Here is a 21,214-nt window from a genome sequence, read left to right as displayed (position 1 = left end):
GTCACGTTCCCTGCCCGGCGATGGAGGTGACTCGATGTCCGACGTCACCGGTTGGGCGCACGTGTGCGAGGAGTTCGAGGACCTGCGCCGCGGGACCGTCAGATACGGGCTGAGCGAGCAGTTCGCCCGGCTCGACACCGACGAGGGCCGGGCGCCGGACCGGCTCGCCGAGTGGTCGGCGCTGCGCGCGACGATCGCGCGGGCCCGCGACGACGAGGCCAACTACGGCAAGCATCCGCTCGACGGCGACCTCGCGCGGGAGCTGGACTGGCAGGGCATCCCCGAGGAGCCCTCGGCGGCGTTCGCGTGCCCCGACGGGCGCTGTGCCCGGCGCGAGGAGGCGATCTATGACGAGCCGCCCCCGTGCGACCTGCAGCGCCGCCCGATGAAGCCGATGTGACCTCAGGCGTCCTCGGGGGCGTCGAGGGCGCGGCGGACCCGGCGCAGCGCGCGGGCCAGGTCGGGCCGGACCGCGGCCAGGTCGGTCAGGTCCGGGCGGTGGGCGAGCGACTGCGCCCACAGGATGCCGCGGCCCTGCTCCAGCCGCCGCAGCGCGTCGGCCGCCCGCCGCCGGTCGGCGACGGTGCTCGCCGCGGCATCGCAGGCCAGGCCGGACCAGCCACCGATCGCGTACTCCTGGTCCGCCCGGCGGGTGCCGTGCCAGGCGAGCGTCTCCAGGTGCTCCACCGCGGTGCCGTAGCCCGAAGCCGCGTCGTCCCAGGTGCCCAGGCGGGCGGCGGCGCGGCCCCACGCGGCGCCGGCGATCACCCGCACCGCGACCGGTGCGGCGGGCCCGGTCGCGGCCTCGGCCCACGCGTCGCGCGCGGCGCGCAGGTCGTCACCCGGCGGGCCGTGATCCGCGCCGCGCAGCGCCCGCATCTCGTGAGCACTGCCCAGGTTGACCAGCGACCGGCTGCGGGTCGGGCTGGCGGGCTCGGCGACGGCGACCGCCTCCGCGCTCAGCGCGAGGGCCGCGGCCAGGTCGGCGGGCACCCCGGTCCGCTCGAAGCGGCGCAGGCGGGCCAGCGCCAGGTTCGACAGCCGGCTGGGCCGCGTCGGGTGGCCGGCCGTCGTGCTCGCCGTCGCCCGCTCGCCGGCGTCGAGCGCGGCGTCGAGATCGGCGCGGCTCCCGTGCCGCAGGTAGCGTGTCTGGAGCACGACGCTCAGGTTGGACAACCGCCCGGGCCGGTCGGGGCTGCCGGGGCCGGTCGCGGCGACGGCGTCCCGGGCCGCCGCGACGGCGCCGTCGAGGTCCTCGTCCCGCTCGGCGCGCACGAACCGGGCCTGCAGGCAGATGCCGAGGTTGGTCAGGTATCGCGCCCGGTCCACGTGCCGCTCGCCCACGAGGGACACCGCCTCGTGCAGCGCGTCGACGGCATCGTCGAGGTCACCGGCGGAGTTGAGCAGCTCCGACCGGCCGAGCAGCGCACTGGCCAGGTTGGCCAGGCAGCGCGCCCGGTCGGCCGGCGACGCCGCGGCGGCCGCCACCGCCTCCCGGCCGTGGGCGATCGCCGCGTCGAGGTCCTCGACCACGCCGGTGCGGTCGTGCCGGGTGCTGTGGATGGCGCTGAGGTTGCTCAGGTAGCGGGCCCGGTGCGGGTCCTGCGGCGCCGCCGACGCCACGGCCCGCCGGTGCGCGTCGATCGCCGCGTCCAGGTCGGCGGGGTCGCCGAACTGGGTGTAGCGCAGCCGGAGCATCGCGCCGAGGTTGCTGCAGTACCGGCTCAGGCCCGGATGGCCCGGCGGCACCGTGCCGATCGCCGCGGCCGTGACCCGGATGGCCTCGTCGAGGTCGTCGCGGCGGCCGACGTGGTCGAAGCGGCTGCGCAGCGCGTTGCCGAGGTTGACGGCGATGCCGGGCGCCCGCGGGTGCCCGGGCGGGGCCGCGGCGGCGGCCCGGCGGTGGGCGTCGATCGCCGCCTCCAGGTCGGCGGCCTCACCCGTGGCGTCGTACGCCGCGCGCCGGGCGGTCCCCAGCCCGGACCAGCGCATCGGCAGCTCGGGATCGCCGGCGGGCGTGGCGTCGGCGGCCCGCCGGGCACACCGCACGGCCTCGTCCACGTCGGCCCGCTCGCCCAGCGCGTCGAACCGGGTCAGGAGGGCCTGGCCGAGGTTGGCCAGCTGCCGCGGCCCGTCGCCGGCCCGGCGCAGCGCGTCGACGGCTCCGTCGAGGTCGCCGCGGGCGCCCGCGAGCTCGAAGCGGGTCCGCAGCAGGTTGCCCAGGTTGTTCAGCGCGGCCGGATCCTCCGGCGCCGCGCCGAGCAGCGCGATCGCCTCGTCCAGGTCGGCGCGCGCCCCGGCGAGCTCGAACCGCTCGGCGAGGGCGGTGGTGAGGTTGGTTCTCCCCGCGGCGCGGGCCGTCCCGCTGCCCCAGTCCAGGGCGAGCCGGGCGGCGGCGACGGCGGCGTTGAGCGCGTCGAGGCCACCGTGCTCGATCAGGTGCGCGGACGCGCCGACCGCGGCGACGGCGGTCGCCGGCCGCAGCATCTCGGGGACGCCGCCGGGCTCGTCCAGCGCGAGGACCAGCGCCAGGTCGCCGGCGCGACGGACGGACTCGGCGCGCCGGGCCGGGTCGGTCGCGGCGAGGGCCCGGGCCTGGTGCAGCATGGCGGCGCTCAGCAGGAGGCCGGGCCGGGCCACGCGGCCGTCGTCGACGGCGGACTCGGCGAGCAGGTCGGCCAGCGGTACCGTATCCGGCTCCATGATCGGAGCCGGATCGCCCTGGGCGAAGGTCAGCAGGCGGCGACGCGCCTCGGCCAGCGCTTCCCCGCTCATCCGGTCCCCTCGTCGCCGCTGGTCAGGCCGGGCGTGGCGACCAGGGCCCGCCGGCAGGCGTCGAACTCCTCGGCGGTGCTGGCCAGCAGGTGGACCGCGCTGACGCCGGGCCGCCGCGGGGCGCCGAGGTGGTGCATGATCGCGCCGAGCATGGCGTCGACCGTCGGCCCCAGCGCACCGCCGGCGACGCCGACCCCGAGCAGCGGGAACAGGATGCTGCGCACCGGCCCGGCGGCGGCGAGCCGCTCGGCCTCCGCGAGGGCGTTGGTGACGCAGCGGCCGACGTCGGCGACCGGGCGGTATCCCTGCCCGGGCTCGCCGCGCACCGCCGCGACGTGGATGACGTGCCGCACGCCGTTGGTCGCGGTCAGCCGGCCGGCCCCGGTGGTGATCGCGGTGCCGGCCGGGACCGGGCGGCGGCCGGAGACCGCCCGCTCCAGCTCGTCGGCCACCAGGTCGTCGACGACGGCGCCGGACGCGTCGCGGACCGCGCCCTCGAAGCGGATGACCGCCGACACGGAGTACTCCTCGAAGCGCGACATCCGCATCTCGGTGTTCTCGGAGTTGACCCACGCGTCGATCCCGGTCACCCGCCGCAGGTCGCCGGCGACGACGCCGACCGTGCCGCCCCGCTGGGTTTCGTAGCGAAGCGTCCGGCTGTGCGGCAGGAGCCGGCGCCGCCCGTCCGGGCGCTCGCGGACGACCGGGGGGCCGCCGCCCTCGGCGACCCGCTCCCACGCGTCGAGCCACGGCCGCAGCCGCTCGACGCCGAGCGCCCGCAGGATGTCCTCGTACACGTCGGCTGGGCACAGTCGCTTACCGTTGAGGTACGGCTCCAGGGTGCTCGGCGCCCGGCGCACGCGCGCCGCGAGGTCCCGGATCGACAGCTGCACCTGCCCGGGTCGCGCGGCCTGCCGCCGTAGCCGGCGCAGCTCGCGCGCCAGGTCCTCGAGGGTATGGACCGTCTCCGGCCCCGACTCCGGCACCACCCCATTGTTCCGTCCCGCCCGCCACCGGGCCACCGCGGACATTCGCGGACACCGGCAATGCGCCGCCGGCCGCCCGCTCCGGCCGCACGCTGAGCGCAGAACACGGAGGTGTGCGGTGAACGTACGTCAATGGCTCGATGAACGGACCGACCCCGACGGCCCGAACTGGCCCGAGCGCCTGGCCCGCCTGGCCACGCTCCTGCTGCTCCACGTCCTCGAGGCGGTGCTGAACTCATGGACCAGCTGACCGAGCAGCAGCCGCTGATCATCCGGATCGTGCTGGTGCTGGCCGACACCGAGGCCGCGGCACCACCGCCGCAGCCGTGCCCGGGGTGGCACTGCCTGACGGAGCGGGAGCGCACGGTGGCGGGCCTGGCCGGGCGGGCGCTGACCAACCGCCAGATCGCCCGCCGGCTGGGCATCACCCAGCACACGGTGAACTACCACCTGCGCCAGATCTTCCGGAAGCTGGAGATCACGTCCCGGGTCAGCCTGGCCGGCTACGCCAAGCCCCCATGAACACGGCCGGGCCGAGCGCGCCACGGGTGTCACCCCGGCCGACCTCAACGGCGCGCTCGACCGCGCCACGGCGACGCTACCCGGCGGTTTGGTACGCGGGCACGCCGAGCAGTTCGTCCACTGTCACGAACCGGTAGCCGCGGGCCAGCAGGCCCTCGACCGTCGCGCGCACCGCGACGACCGTCTCGGCGCGGTCGCCGCCGCGGCCGTCGAAGCCGTCGTGGAAGATGAGGATCGAACCGGGGCGCGTCTTGGCGATGGCGCGGCGGGCCATCCGGTCGCCGGACGGCTGGAACACCTCCAGCGCGTGGCCGAACTCGCCGGCGACCGGGTGCAGGCCGCCCCGGCGCAGCATCCGCAGCAGCGCCGGTTGCCGCCACAGCCACGGTGTGCGGGCCAGCGCCGGGGTCCGGCCGGTGATGCGCGCCAGAATGCCCTGGGTCCGCGCGACCTCCCGCTCGAACGCCCTCGGCCGCAGATACGTGCTGAACCGGTGACTCAGCGAGTGGTTGCCGACGACATGGCCGGCGTCGATCACGCGCGCGGCGACCTCGGGGTGCCGCTCGGCACACTGGCCGACGTGGAAGAAGGTCGCCCGGATGTCGTGCGCCGCCAGGATGTCGAGGATCTGCGAGGTGTAGGGCTCGTTCGGGCCGTCGTCGAAGGTCAGCGCCACCACCCGCTCGGCGGCCGGGCCGCGGTGCGGGTAGTCACGCGACGACGGGGCGAACGGCGACATCAGCAGCCAGTACAACACCGTGCCGAGGACGGCCAGGAGCACCAGCACAGCCAGGACGATCAACGCTCCGCCTCCCGGCCGGCCGCCAGGGTCGCCTCGAACGACCCCGCGTCGTCGCGGAACGCCGGCGCCGATCCGAGCACGCGCCGCCCCGCGATCCGGTTCACGGCATACGTTAACAGATAGTGCACGGGCAGGGTCACGAACAGGTTGTACGTGAGCCCGCGGCTGAGCCGCCGGCCCGAGGTGTACGTAGGGTTGCCGTGGTCGTAGACGACCCGGCCCCGCCCGCGCAGCCGGCGCAACTGGTCGAGCTCGTCGCCGCCCTGCGTCAGGCTGGTGTCGTACCCCGTCCACGCCTCGCGCCGGAAGGCGATGTTCGTGGCGCTCGCGTACACAGCTCGCCCGGTCAGCCGATGCACGCCGTTGACGGCGCCGAAGAGCGCCCGGCCGTAGTGCCGGCCCCAGCGCGGGCCGTCGGCGTATCGGCACGGCCCGACGACGGCGACGATGTGCTCGTCGCTGCGGAACCGTGCGTCGATCCGGCTGAGCCAGTCGCGGCCGTGGACCGTGTCGGCGTCGGTCGACACGACGATCTCACCCCGCGCCTCCTGCGTGCCCCGCTGGCGGGCGTTGCACACCCCCGGCACCGGCTCGGCCACCACCCGCGCACCGAAGTCCCGGGCGATTCCCGCGGTGTCATCCGTGCAGTTGTTGTCGACCACGATGACCTCGAACGCTCCGTCGAAGTCCTGCTTACGCAGGGACAGAAGCGCGTCGGTGAGGTAGCCGGCCTCATTGAAGCACGGAATGACGATGCTGAACCTGGGCCTCTCTGTCATGCGAATGAGTCTTGGCCAGCGCATCCGCCAAAACGATCCGGATGACCCCCGAATTCAACCGGGGGCTTTCCCCCCACTGCGCGACGAGGATCCCCTAAGCTAAAGTGACGCCGGCGCTGGCGACCAGGGCCTCGCCGGCTGGCGTGCCCGCACCGGGAATAGGCCGCCGTTACAACCCTCGCACCAGAATACAACCTCGCCGCGCGGCTCCTTGTCGCCGACGACACACCACCTCGTGCGACCTCATACGCGTCCCTCTTGCATTCTTCGTAGAGTATTTCGGGTGACAGGACCGGTTCGCCCGCGCTGCAACCCGGCTGCCCTCGCCCCGCGTCTGGTAGGTATGCGTCTGGCGACGAAGGGGCCGGTGGCCGGCATCCTGATCACGGCGGTGCTGATCCTGCTGGGTACGACCGCCGGTGACAGCGACCGCGACCGCGTGCGCGGCGCCGCGAGCCCCGCACCACCGGTCCCGGCGCCGATCCCGGTCGCCGCGGCGGCGTCGCCCAGCCCGGCGCCGTCTTCGAGCCCGTCGGCGCCCCGCTCGGTGCGCACCGCGGACGGGCCGGCCGGCTCGTTCCTCACCACGGGCACCGCGGCCGTCGCCCTGACCTTCGACGACGGGCCGGACCCGATCAACACACCGAGGCTGCTCGCGATGCTGCGCGAGCGGCACATCCACGCGACGTTCTGCATGGTCGGCTTCCGCGTCCGCGACCGGCCGGACCTCGTCCGGCAGATCGCCGCCGACGGGCACACCCTGTGCAACCACTCGTGGCAGCACCTGACGGACCTCGCCAAGCGCGACGACGCCTACATCGACTGGGACCTGCGCCACACCAACGACATGATTCACGCCGCGGTGGGCGCGGACGTACCGGTACGTTACTTCCGGGCGCCCGGCGGAAACTTCACGCCCGCGCTCGTAGCGAAGGCGAAGTCGCTCGGCATGGACTCGATCTACTGGGACGTCGACCCGCGGGACTGGGACCACAAGCCCGACGCCAACGCCGCGGCCCACATCGCCCGCGTGGTCGGCGATGTGCAGCACCACGTCCGCCCGGGCTCGATCGTGCTGTCCCACGACAACGGCCAGCCCAACACCATCACCGCGTACCAGAGCCTCCTGCCCTGGCTCCAGGAGCGCTACGCGCTCGAGGGGCTCCCCCCGTCGGGCTGGTGAGCAGCCGGCGGCTCAGGCCGGGTCCAGCCATCGGGGAAGATTGCGCGTATGGATCGTTTCGAGGGCCGATGCTGGCTGGACTGGTGGGCGAACTCGTCCACCCTGCTCGGCAGCGCTGAGATCGCGCTCGTCATCACTGCGACCGCCGGCGGCTGGGACGCGCGTGGGCACCTGACCGGCGGCAGCGATGAGGAGCGCGAGTGCTTCGCGTTCCTCTGCGAGCTCGATCCCGTCGTCATGCTGAGATTCGAAGACCACAGCACGATCCCGGCGACCGTTCACGTCCTTGCCGACGACGGCCGGTTCGTCCTGGCCGAGTACACCGGGCCGGCCAGCCGGTCGATCGACCATCGGCTGGACTCGTAGGCGGCCAGGTCTTCGTCGAGCAGAGACTCGAACCAGCTCGTTCGGGCGCCGGCGGCGTCGCTCTGCCGAGGATGGCCACTCGATCAGGAGCTACCGCCGCTGGGGAAGCCGCTCCGCGAGGGTCTCGCGCAGATCGTCGGGCAGCCCGTCGATCCCGACCAGCTCGGGCAGCAGCTCCGGCTTGGTCATGTACGCCCGAAACGCCTGCCCGATCGTCACCCCGTGCGCCGGACGGTCTTCCACGGTCACCGGATCGCCGGCCCACACGTCGCCCGGCTCCAGCACGCGCAAGTACGCGCCCGGGCGGATTGCCCGGGTAAAGGTCTTCACCCAGCGCGGCTCGCCCATCTTACGCTGGAACGTGACGCACGGAATGCGGCCGAATGTCGGCTGGAGGACCAACCGTGGGCCGATGCGCCACCGCTTGCCGATGACCGCGCCGTTGACGTCGACCCCCTCGGTCGTCAGGTTCTCGCCGAAGAGCCCGTTGGCCAGCCGGCGGCTCAGCCGCGCCTGCCACCAGTCGTAGTCCTCCCGCGCGTACGCGTAAACGGCCTGGTCGTCGCCGCCGTGGTGCTCGATGTCGAAGATCTGGTCACCGACCAGGCCGGTGTGCAGCCCGGTCGTCTTGGGCCCCGGCGCGCGCACGGTGACCAGGTGATCAACCGGCCGCTTGTTGATGCCTGTGAGACCAGCGCCCTTGGCCGGGTTGGGCTCCGGCACCGCCAGGTTGACCGAGACAATCCTGCTCACGCCCGGCAACCTAACAGCCCTGGCCACCGCACGCCCCGCAATTTCCCGCCATCCGCCGCCGCCCCGTTGACCATTCTTAGAGATCCACGGGAGTCAGCACGGCCATGACGAAGAATCGATAGGTGGTCGCTGAAACGATCAGGCGTCGGAACTCGCTCCGGGTTTACAGACCGCGATGACGGCGTCGGACCGGCGTCACGGCGCCGTCGGGGTTAGCTAGCCGGCGCCGACCTCACCACGGCCGAGTTCCGAGGCGTCCGCATGCACAACGTCGATCTCAGCGCCGTACGCGGCCACGACGGCGTGTTCACCAACGTCGACTTCGCCAACGCGAACCTCGCCGATGCCGACTTCCGCCGCGCCGACCTGCGCGGCAGCATCCTGACCGCCTTCGACCCACGCGTCGTCAACCTGCGCGACGCGATCATCACCGCTGACCAAGCCGTCAACCTCGCCGAAAGCCTCGGACTGTCGATCCGGAACTGAACGGCGGCAACGGCTCGCCGCCCACCCCGGGCGCCGCAATCCGGCACCAACGGACGTAGCCCCACCCGCATCGGCCACCTGCCGGCCAGCACCGGCTTGATACTGCCCTGGTTCGTTGAAGACCTCGTCAACTACGTTCGTCACCGCCTGCATGCATAGCGATCATGCAATAGGTTGTCATGGCGGCCGTGTGATCCTCCGGACATGATTCGGGATAGGTCGCGGCTGGGCGTGCAAGTACCGCCAGCCGCGACCGCGTTCCTCCTGCCGGCCGTCTGCTGACGAACAACGGAGGCAGGCAGGACACCACCGGCATGACGCGGGCGGCGGAGGACCGTCGATATGAGCGAAACCGTGCCAGCACGGCCATCAGACCACCCGAACCGGGCCCGTTGTCCGGGTCGGCTATCCCAGCTACAGGGGTGCCAGCGATGATCGGCGACCCGGCGGGCGCTGCGTTCGTCTGAGCGTTCACCGACGGAGACCTGACACACCGAACTGCCTTCGCCGTAAGCGTGGCGGTAGACTCGCCGCAGTTCACGGATTGACGGAGAGTGAGGAACCATCCCATGCCGTCCATGGATCGCCACCGTTGCGCGCGGTGCCGAGCGCCACTCGCCGTGGACAACGGTGCTGACTACTGCGCGTCATGCGAACCACTCGTCGCCGCACTACGCCTACACCCCCGACGGTGCTGCCACCCGAGTTCTGGAACCACCCGCCAATCCAGACGGCAGCGCGCAAGCAGCACATGGGCAACCTCGTAGCCGCCTACCGCCGCAATCCGCATCACGGCTCCCCCATCGCGCAAGAGATCGTCGGCGAATGGGCCGGCATGTCACAGACCCAGGTCAGTCGCATGGAGACCGGACCGCCGGAACAACACATCGACCGATTGCGATTCTGGGCAGCACTCCTACGCATCCCGCACGACCTGCTGTGGTTCCTGCCGGCGCCCAGCTCGACACCAACCGAAGTCACCCAAGGAATGACGAAAGCAGCCGACCGCGATCAGCACATGCGTCGGGCCGCCGTCGGAGACGACCGAGGGGCTGCGGACAACCAGGACCACCAACCGTTTGACACAACCAGCGCCATCGACGATCGTCGCCGGCTCGCCACAGAGTCCAACGTCGATGAAGCGGTGCTTTCGTACCTCGACGCCGAGATCCGCGACATCATCGCCACCTACGAGCAGCGGCCACCACTCCAGCTTGCCCCTCAGGTACGGGGCCTCCGGGCACGCGTACAAGATCTTCTCGACGGCCGTCAGCCGCCTGAGCATCGTGAGCAGCTCTACGTCGTAGCGGCGAGACTCTCCGGCATACACGGGGTGCTCGCGCTGGATCTCGGAGAGTTCGCGTTGGCCGACCGATACGGCGTTGAAGCGTTCGCATTCGCCGACGCCGTACGCCAACCAGATCTACAAGCATGGGTCCGGGCCGGTCAAAGCCTGATTGCCTACTACTCGGGGCACTACCACGACGCGGTGGCCTACGCCCGGGACGGACACGCACGGAGTCCCCATGGCCCACAGGCCGTTCGCCTCGCGATCAACGGCCAGGCCCGCGCACTCGCACGGCTCGGCCACGCACACGCCGTCGACAAAGCAGTCGAACGTGGGCTGACGGCGCTCGACGACCAAGGCGAACATGGTGTGAGCCCGAGCCTCGCATTGGAACCGTATTGTCAGGCCCGTGCAGCCGCCAACGCAGCCACCGCCTACCTGATCCTCGGCCGCCACCACGAAGCCAGCACACACGCACGCCTGTCGCTCGAAGCGTTCGATCGCGCCGACCTGCACGGGCCGCGAGCGCTGAGCCGACTCGACCTTGCAACGGCCGAGCTTCACCGACCGCGCCGCGAACTGGACCTCGAGTTTGCTTGTGCGGTCGCCGCCGAGGCGCTGACACTCACGACCGAACATGCCTTCGAGTCCGTCACGCAACGTGCCAATGAGTTCCTCACCAACGCCAGCCAATGGTCCAACCACACCCAGGTCCGGCACGTAGCAGAGCTTCTCCAGCAACAGCGCCAGCGGACACTGCCCGCCCTACCATCTACGTCATGACATCACCCGAACGAGACAGCTTCGAGCAGCGGTGGCTCGCATACCAGACCCTGAGCTCCCTGCGCAATCACTGGTACTGGCGCCCGGGCTGGAACGCAAACCGCCAGTTCTACACCTGGCACATCACGTTCGCCGGCCAGGACGAAGTCATCCAACTCGTTCGCACCGTCCAGCAGCACCTCCGCCTCCCCAGCCTCGATCTTGTGCCGCTGGAAGGGCTACACCTCACGACACAGGGCGTCGGATTCACGGACGAGGTCTCAGACGGCGACCTCACGGCCATCATTGCCGCGGTCACCCGCCAATGCGCGCAACTCGCTCCATTCGACCTCAGCCTCGGCCCGGTCGATCCAGACGCCGAGGGCGTTGGATTGCTGATCGACCCGTGGGCGCCGGTCATCGCACTCCGCACAGCAATCCGAGCCGGCATCGCGACCGTGTGGCCAACGGTTCCCGAACCTGCAACCGGGTTCAGGCCCCACGTCACCGTCGCCTACAGCGGCGCGGACGCGCCAGCAACTGACGTAGTCACCGCGATCAAGCCGTTACGAAACGAACCACCTGCGAAGGCGCGGATCACCGCCGCACAGCTCATCGCGCTCCGCCGGCCCGGGCGCGCCTACCAATGGGAAAACATCCACACGGCGCCGCTCGGCACTCCGTAGCACCTACCTCGCGGCAATCAGCTCACGAAGCGCTCGCCGATATGTGCTGGTCAAGAAGATTCAACCGGACTGGGACACGCGCAACGCGGGGCGCATACTCGGCCTGGCCCAAGCCTCCCAGGACGGGCATGGCAACTACCGGCCAGGGTCATGGCCGAAGCAGCGCAGCAGCAGGCCAGAGGGCTCGCGATGCTCGACGCACCCCCGGAAGGAGACGTCGACGACGCTTGAGTGAGCCGGCGAACTCCTCAGCGCTGGCGCTGAGGAACAGACGCAGCTGGCCGCCCACTACGACGCCGCCTTGTTCCGGCTGCAGACGGCGATCTGCTACAGGGAGTCCGATGTCCAGATACCTCGATGGACCGGCTATACACACTGCGTCAACGACATTGACGGGTGGTAAGGTCGGCTCGTACCGAACGATCGGTGTCGTTGCGCGAGGTGCCGATCATTGCTGGCCAGCGACAACCAGGGCGCGTACTGCGCAGCATGTGATGCCGCCGTGAACCGCCTACGCCAGCGTCCCCCAGCCGTCCCCGCAGATCGCTTGAGGACCTGCCAGCGCGTTTGAAGGAATTCACGGGCGGCTGAGCCTCGAGCGCGAATCTACGAGGACCGCAGGTTCCCTACAAGGTACCCGTCTGTGCAGCTGCAGATCGCGGCGTCAGTTCGCGTGCAGGATGGCGTCGAAGATGTCGGCGTCGGTTTCGCGTTGCCATTCGGGGAGATCGGGCCAGTCGGCGGTGTAGGACGGCTTCGGGTCTGGGAAGTGCCGCAGGATTTGGGCGATCCCCAGCAGAGGGCGACGAAGCGGCCCTCCTGCTCGCGGCTGAGTCTGGCGGCGACGGCGCCGTCGGAGAGTTCGGCGAAGGCTTGGATCTGGTGTTCGACGGCTGCTGCGGCGGCGGCTCGTTCCCAGTCTGGGGTGTCCTGACAAGGTGTGATCTAGCCGGGCTTGGGTTCGCCGGGGAAGTGGGCGCGGACGCCGGTGATCCAGGCTTCATGGAAGCGTTGTCCGGGCTCGGCGGTGGTGGTCACAGGGTTCCTCCGGTCAGTGCGGTGATGTGTTCGTCGAGGCGCCGGACATGCCGGTCGGTGTAGAACGGCGCAAGGTGGTGCTGTAGGCCGTGCAGGCGGCTGTGGATGACGGCCGAGTGGGTGGTGCGGGCGGTTTCCACGGCGGCGCTGCCGTGGTGCACGACCTGAGTCGGGTCGCCGCGCAGGGCGCCGCCGGTGGCCAGGCTGGTCAGGGCGCAGCCCTACGGCGCGCGGGCAACGGGCCAGCGAGCATGCCGGTGAGGATCGCTCGGCACGGTCGGCTTCGCCAAGGCAGAGCAGTGCGCTGGCGTGGTCTTCCTTGAGGAGGCTGCCGTCGAAGCGCAGCCATCCGCCGTTGTGGACCGGTCCAGGCTGGTCGTGGACGGCTTTGGCGGCGTCGAGCGCGGCAACGGCGTCTTTGGTGGATCGGACGGCCGTGGTAGGGGTGGGAGCGGTAGGCGGCGATGAGCGCGCCCATATGGTCCCGGGCGGCGAGGGCGTCACGGATGCGGGCGGTCTACCAGAACTCGGCCGGCACCCGGGGCGGCCGTTGCGCGAGCGTGCGGCACTGACAGCACACGCGCCACACCGGCCGGTCAGGTTACCGGCGGCCAGCGCGGTCCCGCACGAGCCGTACCGCGACACCATCGCGCTCCCCTCCGCCGGTACGCATCGAATCGGTATCGGTCACTGTACGCGCGGGGGTGGATATGCATGGCGTGCATATCGAATATGCGCAAGACGACATGCCCCGTCGCGCTCGGCTGTCTCAGGCTGGAGGTCGTCAACGTGAGTGTCGGCCGTCGATGGCGGTACCGACCTGAGAGGAGTTGCACATGCAGGGCAGCGGAATGGGTCCGTCCCTGGTGGGCGGGTCGACGGAGCAGCAGGCGACGGGCGCGGGCCGGTTCGAGCTCGATGTGCGCCTGGTCGAATCGGGCGAGCTGGACCGGGTGCTGCTGGCCAGCACCGACGACGGCTGCGACACCCAGAAGAACGGCGACTGCTAGACCGGCGTAATCGGGTGGCTCGTCCGGCACCGCTCGACGGTCCCGGACGTGCCACCCGCACGACGCAGGGCGATGGTCGACGGGAGACGAAAGGGGGGACGTGGATGCGCCGGCGCCGATCGCCGTACCGGCCTGCGGACGGCGCGTTGCTGCGCGCCAGCGTCCATGCTCCGGATGCAGGCGCCGGATATCCGTGGCCGGGCCTGGATGAGCGCATGCCAGGGCCGTGGTGCGAGTGGCTGCGCCAGATGTGGAAGAACCCGCAGATCGCCGAAGCGGTGACGCTGGCCAGTCCGGTCCTGGCCGAGCAGGTGCGGGCCGCAGTCGACGATGGCGGGCTCGATGCGGTGCAGGCGCGCCGCGTCGCGTTGTCGCTGGCCCGCTATCTGGTGCGGATGCGGGGCCGGGCCACACCATTCGGGTTGTTTGCCGGCGTCGCTCGGATGCCCCTTGCTGAAGCTGGCGCGGTGGTGTGGAGCAACCGGCATCGGCTGCGGGTGCGGGCTGACGCCGCCTGGCTGGCCGAAGTCGTGACCTGGCTGGAGTCGTATCCGCGGCTCCTCGCACGGCTGAGGGTCGTCGCGAACGGCTTGGCGGTCGTCAGCGGCGGCCGGGTGACCGTGCCCGCCCGGTCTTCGGGGCGGCAGTCCAGTCCAGGAGGTGTGACGGCGTCGGTGGTCCACAGCGAGCCGGTCCAAGCCGTGCTGCAAGCCGCTCGCGCTCCCGTCGTTGTCGACGACCTGATCGGCAGTCTGTTCCCGGAGGATGCCTCGGCGGCATCGGCGATGCTGCGACAGTTGGTGGCCGTAGGGCTGCTGGTCACGAGCCTGCGTCCACCGTCGACGACCAGCGACGGCCTAGCCCACGTGCTGCACGAGCTCGACAGGGTCAACGCGACGGCCGTCGCCGACGTCACGCCGCTCGTGCGGACGTTGCGCCAGGCCCACGCCCGGCTGGGCGCGGCGCAGCGGGCCGACTGGCTGGACGGCGCGAGCCGGTCCGCGGCGGCAGAGCGGCTGCGACGCGTGGCCGACACCCCGCAGCCGCTGATGGTCGACGTCCGACTCGGATCGGCGGTGACCCTGCCACGGCGGGTCGCGGCCGAGGCCGCGGCGGCGGCCGGTGCACTGCTGCGGCTGGCCCCGAACCCGCACGGCGACCCCGACTGGCGCGTCTACCGACAGCGGTTCCTGGACCGCTACAGCCTCGGTGCTGTGGTGCCGCTCCTGGACCTGATCGACCCGGTCGCCGGGCTCGGCTTCCCCGACCACTTCACCCGACCCGCCGCATCCCCCACGCGCGCCGGGCTGTCAGCCCGTGGCGAGCTGCTCCTGCGGCTGGCGCAGCAGGCCACGCTCGACGGCGCCGCCGAAGTCGTCCTCGACGACACGACACTCGACGCCCTCGCCAGCGACGAGGCGATGCAGCCTCGACCCGTGCCGCACCTCGACCTGTGCTTCGACGTGCGGGCCGCGTCCATGGCGGCCATCGGCGCAGACACCTTTACGATCGCGGTCACCGGCATCGGGCAGACGGGCATGGCCACCAGCGGCCGATTCCTCGACATCATCCATGACGATCTCCGCGAGGCCGCAGCGCACACTGCGCGGCTACCAGTCGCGGTCCGCGACGCCGTACCGGTGCAGCTATTGTTCCCCGCGCTCGATGCGCGGACCGGCAACGTCCTCCGAGCCCCGCAGCTGCTGCCCGACCTGCTGCCGGTCGGCGAGCACCATCCCGGCCCCGGCCTCCTCGATGTGCATGACCTAGCCGTCACTGCCGACCTCGACCGGCTCTACCTGCTGTCGTTGACGCGGCGGCAGGTGATCGAGCCAGTCCTGGCCAACGCTGCCGCCCGGCGCGCCATGCCACCCCTGGTCCGGCTGCTGGCCGAACTGTCCCGAGCCGCGAGCACGCCCGTGTCGCTGATCAACTGGGGCGCGGCCGACGGCCTGCCGTTCCGGCCGCGGCTGCGCTACGGCCGGGCCATCCTGTCCCCGACCCGGTGGCGCATCGGCCCAGCCGGCCTGCCGGGCCCGGCCGCAACCAGCGCGGTCTGGAATGCCGGCCTGGACGTGCTCCGCGAGCGGCTGCGTCTGCCCTCCTGGATCATGGTCGGGACCGGCGACCAGCGGCTGCGGCTGCACCTGGACGACCCGATGAGCCGTGCGCTGCTCCGCGCCCATCTCGACCACGCCGCCGGGTCAATCGTGCTCGCCGAGGCAGCGGCGCCGCAGGAATACGGTTGGCTCGGCGGCCGTGCACACGAGGTCCTGGTCCCCCTCATCGCGGACACCCCGCCGGCGACGCCACCGGCGGTGCTGCGTGGTCGCGGCCCACTGCGCCCGCACGACCCGGCCGAAACCGTACTGCCGGGCGGACCGGTCCTCACCGCGAACCTCTACGGCCCGCCGGACCTGCTCGACACGATCCTGACCGACCAGCTGCCGCAGCTGCTCGCCGCCTGGGAGACACCACCGATGTGGTGGTTCATCCGCTACCACGACCCGGCACCGCACCTGCGGCTCCGCCTGCACGGCGACGACTACGGCCAGACCGCCAACCGCGTCGGCGCATGGGCAGCCGACCTGCACCGACAACGACTCATCAGCGGCCTCAGCCTCACCACCTACCGGCCGGAAACCGGCCGATACGGCCACGGCCCGGCCATGACCGCAGCGGAGGCATTCTTCGCCGCCGATTCCGCCGCGGCGGTTGCCCAACTCAACGCCGGCGCCGACCTCGATCCCCCGCAGCGCCAGGCGTTGACCGCTGCCAGCCTCGTCGACCTCGCCGCCGCCGTGCTCGGCGACCGTGACGAAGGGCTGCGCTGGCTGATCGAGCACCCAGAGCTCGCGGCCACGTCCCGTCCGCAGGATCGCGTCGCCCTGCGGCACACGCGCCACCTCACCGACCCGGAAGCTAGTGATTCGGCCATCGCCGCGCTGCCCGGCGGCGCCGCAATCCTGGCGGCCTGGAAATCCCGCCGCGAGGCCGCCACGGCGTACACCGCCTGCCTCGACGACACGACGCACCTTTCACCCGCATCGGTGCTCACGGCCCTGCTGCACCTGCACCACGTCCGCGTTCACGGCCTCGCCCCCGGCCCGGAAGCACACACCCACCGTCTGGCCCGCGCCGCCGCCCTCGGCATCACCGCCCGCACCAGGGAGCCGGCGTGAGCCCGCCGTTCATCGACGAGCCGACCAGGGCCACCGCGGCAGCGGCATGCACCCGCCTCACCGAAGCGCTCGCCGACCCAACAGCCGACAACGACCAAGACGCCGAGCTGGGCGGCCGGCGCTGGCACGGCCAATCGCTGTACCGCGGCGCCGCGGGCTGCGCCATCCTGCACGGCGTCCGCGCGCAGGCCGGTTACGACAGCACCAGCCGGGTGCAGGCATGGCTGACCGAGGCCACCCGCGAAGACGTCAGCGTCGCCTCCACCGCCGGGCTGTGGTTCGGCGCCCCCGCGATCGCCTTCGCCATCACCACCGCGGCACCGGGCCGGTGCCCGCAGACCCTGCAGCAGCTCGACACCGCCATCGCCCACCTGACCCGTACCCGGCTGGACGCCGCCGAGGCCCGCATCGCAGCCGCCGCCCGGCCGGTACTGGCCGAGTTCGATCTCGTCCGCGGGCTGACCGGGCTCGGCGCCTACCTGCTGCACCACGCCCCGCACGGCGACCTCACCCGTGCCGTCCTCGCCTACCTGGTGCGACTCACCGACCCGGTCCCGGCCGCAGACGGCCTCGGGGCCGCTGCGCCGGGCTGGTGGTGCGGCGCGGTCCCGTCCGGCGAAACCGCTGCCCGCTACCCGGGCGGGCACGTCGACCTCGGCATCGCCCACGGCATCAGCGGCCCCCTCGCCCTGCTCGCCCTGGCGATGCGCCGCGGCATCACCATCCCCGGCCACGCCGAGGCCATCGACCGGATCTGCCGCTTCATGGACTGCTGGCAGCAGGACGCCCCCGTCGGAGCGTGGTGGCCCGAACGCATCGGCATAGCCGAAGAGCACCGCGGCAGCCCCCGGGCGCATGGGCCGGCCCGGCCGTCCTGGTGCTACGGCACCCCGGGCATCGCCCGCGCGCAGCAGCTCGCCGCGATCGCGCTCGGCGACACCACCCGCCAGCGCGCCGCCGAACTGGCCCTCGCCCAATGCCTGTACGACCCCGCCCAGCTCGCGGCTGTCGTGGATGCCCGGCTGTGCCACGGCTGGGCCGGCCTCACCCTCACCGCCTGGTACGCCGCCACCGACGCCGCCACCGACGAGATCACCGCCAGCCTGCCACCGCTGCTGCGGCACCTGACCGCACTGGCCGAACACATGCCGACACCGGGCCGGGCCGGGCTCATCGACGGCGACGCCGGTGTCGCGCTCACCCTGCACACCCTCACCGCGGCAACGGCCACCGCCTGGCCCACCTGTCTGCTCATCACCTGACCCAACGACACGAAAGGCCGAACCTGTGCCCGATCCCTCCGCCGGCGGCTGGCGTCAACTCAACCTCACCTTCGACAGCTGGCAGGCCGCCGAACGCGCCGCCACCGAACACCTCGGCCCGCTGCTCATCAGCGCCGGCGACGACGGCACCCTGTCCAGCTGGTGGTTCACCCGCAAAGGCCCCACCTGGCGGTTCCGGCTGCAACCAGGCCACGACGCCGACCCCCACCAGCACATCGACCAATTGCTCAAGGAGCTCACCGCCGCCGCAGCCGGCGGCGGGCTGCGCGACTGGGCCGAACCGATCTATGAGCCCGAAACGCACCGGTTCGGCGGCGACCCCGCCATGACGATCGCGCACGCGCTGTTCCACGCCGACAGCCGCCACCTGCTGCAGCACCTCAGCACCGGGCCCGAGCGGCGCCGGGAGCTCGGGCTCATCCTCGCGGCCCGGCTCATGACCGGCGCCCGGCAGGACTGGTACGAACACGGCGACATCTGGCAGCGCGTCGCCGCCCACCGCACCACCACAGCCGCCCCGCCCGACCTCACCCCGGCGCAGCTGGCCGCGGTCCGGCGGCTGCTGCTGGCCACCGCCGACACCGACGCCAGCCCGCTGCACACGACACCCAGCTGGCCGGCTGCCTTCGAGCAGGCCGGCGCCGGCCTCGGCGACCTCGCCGCCCGCGGCCGGCTGACCCGCGGCCTGCGCGCCATCCTCGCCGACCACATCCTGTTCCTGTACAACCGGCACGGCATCGCCGCCGCCGACCAGCACACCCTCGCCGTCGCCGCCAGCCGCGTCGTCTTCCAGCATGAACCCGCCACCGACCAGCCCACCCCCGCGCGGCCCGGCACTACAGTCGCCCCGGTGACCACCGACACCGCCACCGACGACCAGCAGCTCCGCGACGCCCTCGCCGACCACATCCGCGACCGCGGCACCTTCCGCACCCCTGCCGTCGAGCGCGCGTTCCGCACCGTGCCACGCCACCTGTTCCTGCCCGGCGTGCCGCTGCCCACCGCGTACGGCACCCAGCCCGTCGTCACCAAACGCGACAGCGACGGCGCGTCGATCTCCTCGGCGTCCAAACCGAACCTCGTCGCCGCGATGCTCGAACAGCTCGAGGCCCAGCCCGGGCAACGCGTCCTGGAGATCGGCGCCGCGACCGGCATCAACGCCGCCCTGCTCGCCGACATCACCGGCCCGGCCGGCACCGTCGTGACCATCGAACTCGACGACGACCTCGCCGCCGGCGCCCGAGCCGCCCTCGACCGCGCCGGCTACCCACACGTCACCGTCATCTGCGGCGACGGCACCCTCGGCCACCCCGCCGGGGCCCCCTACGAGCGGATCATCGTCACCGCCGAAGCATTCGACATCACCGAAGCCTGGTGGGACCAGCTCGCACCCGGTGGCCGGCTCGTCGCCCCGGTCCGGCTGCACGGCAGCGGCCTCACCCGCTCCCTCGGCTTCGCCCTCGGCAGCGACGGCCACCTCACCAGTACCGAGGCGGAAGTCTGCGGGTTCGTCCCGATGCGCGGCGCCACCACCACGCAGAACCGCTACGTCCAGCTCACCGACGGCGTCGTCCTGCGCTACGACACTGCCGACCAGCCCAGCGACGCGGCCCTCGCCCGCACGCTCGAGCACCCCGCCCACCACAACCGCACTGGCATCTACGTCGACGACCACGACCCCGCCCAGCACCTCGACCTGTGGCTGCTCACCCACACCGACCAGCCGTTCGGCCGGCTCTCCGTCACCGCCGACGCCCGCCGTCTCGGCCTGGCCGACCCGGCCCGACGCTGGGCCGGCGCCAGCCTCTACCACGGCGGCACCATCGCCTACCTCACCGCCCACCCGATCACCGACACCCGCGACGAACTCGGCGTCACCGCCCACGGCCCCGACGCCAGCACCCTCACCGACGTCCTCACCGGCCTGCTCCACCAATGGGCCCAGGACCGGCCAGCCCAGCCAACCGTCACCGCCCGGCGCACCACCCCGACAACCCCAACCGACCGCAGGCCCGGCCGGTTCGCCCGCACGCACACGCAGTTCAGCATCACCTGGTGACCCACCGCTGATACGCCGGCCGCCAGCCCACCGGGACCTGACGGCCGGCGAGGAGGAGACATCGATGCCCACGCTCGTCCCGCCATTCGTGTCGCTCAGCACGATCGACGAACTCCTCAAGCTGCACTTCCCGCTGCTGCCGCGCACCCGGCCCACCTGCCGCCCCCTGCAGGCGCGCATCGCCCACGTCGAGAATGTTCTACGGCAGGCCCAGCAGCCGGCCACGGACACCCTGCTGCGCGCCGCCGAAGCACACAACTTCGCCGCGCTGATCGCCAGCGACTGCGGCATGCCCGACCTCGCCCGCGACCTCTGTCTCCGCCAGCACGCCGCGATCCACACCGCCACACCGGTCGGCATCGCCCACGCCAAACTCACCCTCCAACCCTTGATCAACCTCGCGCGGCTCCGCATCCGCGCCGGCGACGGCACCGCCGCATACCAGCTGCTGCACGGCCTTTTCCAGGCCGTCCAGGCCCGCACCTCCACCGTCGTCGACGACGTCCGCTTCGACGGCGCTCACCTCGTCAACGACGCCGACCATGCCGAACTCAAGCAATGGCTCTGGACGATCCTGCTCGCCGACGGCACCCGCGCCCTGGCCCGCGCCGGCCGCTGGGACGAGGCAGCGCAACACGCCGAACAGCACCACGGTGTCGGGACCCGGCTTTTCGACGGCCGGCAGGTCGCGATCATCGCCGCCCACCCCCAGACGGCGCTCGCTATGCTGCACGCCACCGACACCCCCACCCCGTGGGAACGTGCGATCGCCGCCTGCCTCACCGCCGTCTGCAGCATCCGCCTCCAGCAGGACACCGACGCGGCTGTCTCGGCGATGATCGCCGCCTACCACGCTGTCGCACCCGACGCGGCCGACCCGGTGTTTCAGGCCCGCCTCGCGCTGACCGTCACCGCCTACGCCGCCGGCCACGCTGGCGCAGTACCGCTCGTCACGCAGGTGCAGCGCATCGCCCAGGACACCGCCGACGCCTACATCGCCCGCGACATCCTGGCGGCCGCTCACTTGATCCCGCTCACCGGCAGCAGCATCGACGGCCTCGCCGACATCGTGCGCCGGGCCGGGCTCGGCATCGGCACTGTCCTGCCTCTCCTCCTGGACCGGCTGCTCCACGCGACCGAACACGCGGAACGGCTCATCAGCACAGCTGCCGGGTCCGCCACGTGACGAACCGGATGCCGCAATGCGAACGACCGGAAGGGACTTCCGATGCGGCACGAATCCCCGCGATGACG

19 protein-coding genes are annotated in these 21,214 nt (G+C 72.0%); 13 read left to right on the top strand and 6 right to left on the bottom strand.

Annotated elements, in window-relative coordinates; translation table 11 throughout:
* Nucleotides 1–34: 34 nt before the first annotated feature.
* Nucleotides 35–400: a hypothetical protein gene (locus tag ACQPY0_RS22235; RefSeq protein ID WP_432991824.1), complete on the top strand. Its 366-nt coding sequence runs from the start codon at nucleotides 35–37 to the stop codon at nucleotides 398–400.
* 2 nt (nucleotides 401–402) lie between these two features.
* Here the strand turns inward: ACQPY0_RS22235 and ACQPY0_RS22230 are convergent, their stop codons facing one another.
* On the bottom strand, nucleotides 403–2,775 hold the full coding sequence (locus ACQPY0_RS22230; protein WP_432991822.1) for a tetratricopeptide repeat protein: 2,373 nt from the start codon (nucleotides 2,773–2,775) through the stop codon (nucleotides 403–405).
* Nucleotides 2,772–3,761 (bottom strand): helix-turn-helix domain-containing protein, encoded by a 990-nt coding sequence (locus tag ACQPY0_RS22225; protein WP_432991820.1) that lies wholly within the window; start codon nucleotides 3,759–3,761, stop codon nucleotides 2,772–2,774. Before ACQPY0_RS22225 ends, ACQPY0_RS22230 begins: the two co-directional genes overlap by 4 nt.
* A 118-nt stretch (nucleotides 3,762–3,879) precedes the next feature.
* Here ACQPY0_RS22225 and ACQPY0_RS22220 point away from each other — a divergent pair, with 118 nt between their 5' ends.
* Complete coding sequence (locus tag ACQPY0_RS22220) at nucleotides 3,880–4,011, top strand: hypothetical protein (RefSeq protein ID WP_432991818.1); 132 nt, start codon at nucleotides 3,880–3,882, stop codon at nucleotides 4,009–4,011.
* Nucleotides 3,999–4,283, top strand: a complete 285-nt coding sequence (locus ACQPY0_RS22215; RefSeq protein ID WP_432991816.1) for a helix-turn-helix domain-containing protein — start codon at nucleotides 3,999–4,001, stop codon at nucleotides 4,281–4,283. The genes ACQPY0_RS22220 and ACQPY0_RS22215 overlap by 13 nt, the downstream gene beginning before the upstream one ends.
* 76 nt (nucleotides 4,284–4,359) lie before the next feature.
* Here the strand turns inward: ACQPY0_RS22215 and ACQPY0_RS22210 are convergent, their stop codons facing one another.
* Nucleotides 4,360–5,085: a polysaccharide deacetylase family protein gene (locus ACQPY0_RS22210; protein ID WP_432991814.1), complete on the bottom strand. Its 726-nt coding sequence runs from the start codon at nucleotides 5,083–5,085 to the stop codon at nucleotides 4,360–4,362.
* Nucleotides 5,082–5,864 carry a glycosyltransferase family 2 protein gene (locus ACQPY0_RS22205; protein ID WP_432991812.1) on the bottom strand — a complete coding sequence of 261 codons (783 nt, stop codon included), beginning with the start codon at nucleotides 5,862–5,864 and terminating at the stop codon, nucleotides 5,082–5,084. The genes ACQPY0_RS22210 and ACQPY0_RS22205 overlap by 4 nt, the downstream gene beginning before the upstream one ends.
* 283 nt (nucleotides 5,865–6,147) lie before the next feature.
* On the opposite strand from ACQPY0_RS22205, the gene ACQPY0_RS22200 reads away from it, so the two are divergent.
* The gene (locus ACQPY0_RS22200) at nucleotides 6,148–7,047 is read left to right on the top strand and encodes a polysaccharide deacetylase family protein (RefSeq protein ID WP_432991810.1); all 900 of its coding nucleotides are present in this window, start codon (nucleotides 6,148–6,150) and stop codon (nucleotides 7,045–7,047) included.
* A gap of 48 nt (nucleotides 7,048–7,095) precedes the next feature.
* On the top strand, nucleotides 7,096–7,413 hold the full coding sequence (locus ACQPY0_RS22195; RefSeq protein ID WP_432991808.1) for a hypothetical protein: 318 nt from the start codon (nucleotides 7,096–7,098) through the stop codon (nucleotides 7,411–7,413).
* 90 nt (nucleotides 7,414–7,503) lie between these two features.
* On the opposite strand, the gene ACQPY0_RS22190 is transcribed toward ACQPY0_RS22195, so the two are convergent.
* Entirely contained in the window at nucleotides 7,504–8,166 is a 663-nt protein-coding gene (locus ACQPY0_RS22190; protein WP_432991806.1) for an MOSC domain-containing protein, read from the bottom strand.
* Between the two features lie 261 nt (nucleotides 8,167–8,427).
* Between ACQPY0_RS22190 and ACQPY0_RS22185 the strand changes: the two genes are divergently transcribed.
* From ACQPY0_RS22185 to ACQPY0_RS22175, 3 genes are all read left to right on the top strand, one after another.
* Complete coding sequence (locus tag ACQPY0_RS22185; RefSeq protein WP_432991804.1) at nucleotides 8,428–8,652, top strand: pentapeptide repeat-containing protein; 225 nt, start codon at nucleotides 8,428–8,430, stop codon at nucleotides 8,650–8,652.
* 691 nt (nucleotides 8,653–9,343) lie between these two features.
* Nucleotides 9,344–10,723, top strand: a complete 1,380-nt coding sequence (locus tag ACQPY0_RS22180) for a hypothetical protein (RefSeq protein ID WP_432991802.1) — start codon at nucleotides 9,344–9,346, stop codon at nucleotides 10,721–10,723.
* Nucleotides 10,720–11,388, top strand: a complete 669-nt coding sequence (locus ACQPY0_RS22175) for a 2'-5' RNA ligase family protein (RefSeq protein WP_432991800.1) — start codon at nucleotides 10,720–10,722, stop codon at nucleotides 11,386–11,388. The genes ACQPY0_RS22180 and ACQPY0_RS22175 overlap by 4 nt, the downstream gene beginning before the upstream one ends.
* Before the next feature lie 1,034 nt (nucleotides 11,389–12,422).
* Here ACQPY0_RS22175 and ACQPY0_RS22170 read toward each other — a convergent pair.
* A complete protein-coding gene (locus ACQPY0_RS22170) occupies nucleotides 12,423–12,587 on the bottom strand; it encodes a hypothetical protein (RefSeq protein WP_432991798.1) in 165 nt (54 codons plus the stop codon).
* 675 nt (nucleotides 12,588–13,262) lie between these two features.
* Between ACQPY0_RS22170 and ACQPY0_RS22165 the strand changes: the two genes are divergently transcribed.
* From ACQPY0_RS22165 to ACQPY0_RS22145, 5 genes are all read left to right on the top strand, one after another.
* On the top strand, nucleotides 13,263–13,436 hold the full coding sequence (locus ACQPY0_RS22165) for an FxLD family lanthipeptide (protein ID WP_432991796.1): 174 nt from the start codon (nucleotides 13,263–13,265) through the stop codon (nucleotides 13,434–13,436).
* A gap of 215 nt (nucleotides 13,437–13,651) precedes the next feature.
* Nucleotides 13,652–16,618 carry a lantibiotic dehydratase gene (locus tag ACQPY0_RS22160; RefSeq protein WP_432991794.1) on the top strand — a complete coding sequence of 989 codons (2,967 nt, stop codon included), beginning with the start codon at nucleotides 13,652–13,654 and terminating at the stop codon, nucleotides 16,616–16,618.
* Nucleotides 16,615–17,880, top strand: coding sequence for a lanthionine synthetase C family protein (locus tag ACQPY0_RS22155; RefSeq protein WP_432991792.1), 1,266 nt, complete (start codon nucleotides 16,615–16,617; stop codon nucleotides 17,878–17,880). Before ACQPY0_RS22160 ends, ACQPY0_RS22155 begins: the two co-directional genes overlap by 4 nt.
* Before the next feature lie 25 nt (nucleotides 17,881–17,905).
* Nucleotides 17,906–19,960, top strand: coding sequence for a methyltransferase, FxLD system (gene fxlM, locus ACQPY0_RS22150; RefSeq protein ID WP_432991790.1), 2,055 nt, complete (start codon nucleotides 17,906–17,908; stop codon nucleotides 19,958–19,960).
* Between the two features lie 64 nt (nucleotides 19,961–20,024).
* Nucleotides 20,025–21,146 carry a hypothetical protein gene (locus ACQPY0_RS22145; RefSeq protein WP_432991788.1) on the top strand — a complete coding sequence of 374 codons (1,122 nt, stop codon included), beginning with the start codon at nucleotides 20,025–20,027 and terminating at the stop codon, nucleotides 21,144–21,146.
* Nucleotides 21,147–21,214: the final 68 nt, after the last annotated feature.

The organism is Dactylosporangium sp. CA-233914, from assembly GCF_050942935.1.
Taxonomy (GTDB): Bacteria; Actinomycetota; Actinomycetes; order Mycobacteriales; family Micromonosporaceae; genus Dactylosporangium.
The sequence above is the reverse complement of the archived record's forward strand: the minus strand, read 5'-3'. Positions and strand labels throughout refer to the sequence as shown.